The 1918-nt window shown below is 36.6% G+C and carries 1 protein-coding gene and 1 pseudogene; one reads left to right on the forward strand and one right to left on the reverse strand.

Going from position 1 to position 1918, the window contains the following annotated elements:
- The first annotated feature begins 83 nt into the window (after positions 1 to 83).
- Positions 84 to 1463 carry a hypothetical protein gene (locus C8N29_RS16570; protein ID WP_107867170.1) on the forward strand — a complete coding sequence of 460 codons (1380 nt, stop codon included), beginning with the start codon at positions 84 to 86 and terminating at the stop codon, positions 1461 to 1463.
- A 70-nt stretch (positions 1464 to 1533) separates the two neighbouring features.
- Here C8N29_RS16570 and C8N29_RS17460 read toward each other — a convergent pair.
- Positions 1534 to 1809, reverse strand: a pseudogene (locus C8N29_RS17460) (HNH endonuclease); the annotation flags it as partial.
- Between the last annotated feature and the right edge of the window lie 109 nt (positions 1810 to 1918).

A 1918-nucleotide genomic window follows, 5' to 3' on the forward strand; every position in this document is an offset into this window, starting at 1 on the left:
ATTCAACGCTAGGTTATAAATCACCATTAATATTTGAACGTGATTTTTTAAGACAAGCTGCCTAAATAACTGTCCTGTTTCTCTTGACCATTACAAACCAAGGTAATTATTGGTACGGCATAGACGATGAATCTGATGAAGAGATTGATGAGGTCACCAGCTATGACCGATTAATCACTAAAGCCAAAGAGCTTGGTGAGGCAATGGCAGAAAATGATGTTGCCCTTACCGAACTTCTACCAGAACTGATGACTGGAGGAATTCGTGTATGGGATTTTGCTCGTGGGCTAGCTAGTAAATCACAAAACATTGAAACACATTGGCAAAAGCTAGTTGATGGCACTCTACTTGTTTCCCAAGATCAATTTACTCCCCAATTATTCAGTGGCTTTATCTGCGAAGTATGGCAGCACGATCAAGAGACTGCCCATCAATTACTCGATTCAGCGATGGATCATCATATTTTACAAACCTATCTTCCAGTATTACATTCAGGTATTACTGTCGATGTGCGGACACTCAAAAGATTGAATATCGCCCTACAGTTAAAAAAATCTCCTATGTTGAGATATAAATCATTAGCCAATAGATGCTTTGCAGATACTTTTTCAACCGCAGAATTTCAATCTTTTTTATTATCAATTGCAGAACACCCAGATGGATTTGGAGTTGCTTTAGAAATATACCATTACCATCAACATAGAATGACAAATCAAGGACTTAAAAATAATCCATCACCAGAATTAGTAAAAACTGGCATGGCATTACTTCGGAGGATAAATTTCAAGACAGATAACCAACTAAGCGACTATCAACTGCAAGTAGTTGCAAAGTTTTGTTTGTCAAACACTAATGCCGAATCAGATATAGAAGAAATAGCTCTTATCCTCAAAGAAGCAATAAAAGCAGGTAATAACTATCGAATTAGTAACTCTTCTCTCTTAAACCTGCTTATAGATAACTACCCTAAAATTGTTCTAAATACTTTATTCTCGGATAAGGAACAAAATCATCAAGTAGTCTACTTGTTTTCGCTATTTGGATATAAAAAATCCAAACCATTAGATTCAATACCTGTTAGTGTGTTAACAACATGGTGTAATGAAGATCCAGAGTACCGTTACCCTCTTGCAGCATCTATAATTTCATTCTCTAAATATTCAGAAACAGGTAACGTTTACGATTGGTCAGATCAGGCCAAAGCACTCATCTCAAATGCACCGTCAATTCAGGAAGTAATAAATGCGTTCATTGAACAGTTTCGCCCTCGTCAATGGAGTGGCTCGCGTGCATTGATAATGGAAAGAAACTCTCACTTACTAGAAAGTTTAGTAGATCTTATGCCATCCAATTTAATACCTTATTTAGACCAAACCAAATTAAAATTTGAGCAAGAAATTGACAATGCTCGAAGATGGGAAATAGAACATGACCGCGATAGAGACGAACGGTTTGAATGGTAAATGCCTTATTGCATATGTTGACATATAAGTTATCCTTTTATTTGATGACTATTAGGCATACATGGGACATCTAAGATTGATTAAATCTAGTCCTATGAAAAGCTAAATAAGGCTGATGTAACGCATTGATCCATCTAAGCCTCAGTCCCGATTTTATACCAAGCGACAATAAATCTATTTGTGATAAAGTTGGTGAAATCAATAAGTAACCTTGTTCATCAAAGCTAATCAAAAAACGGTCAAAAAGTGCATCCAGATTGGCACTCAACAAAAAACCGTTATAAACGTCTAATCTTTCGGCATCGGATACACATTCAGCCCAAGGCTTAGCATGGCTAGCACGTAGTACGTCAGGGTGATCCTAGCCAACTAAATGGACAATTATTCCCTCTAAAGCTAATTTAAGAATTATGTTTGGAGAGAAGAAATGGCAAAACGTTTTAGCCCTGAATTTA

This window comes from Agitococcus lubricus, from assembly GCF_003051055.1.
Lineage (GTDB): Bacteria > Pseudomonadota > Gammaproteobacteria > Pseudomonadales > Moraxellaceae > Agitococcus > Agitococcus lubricus.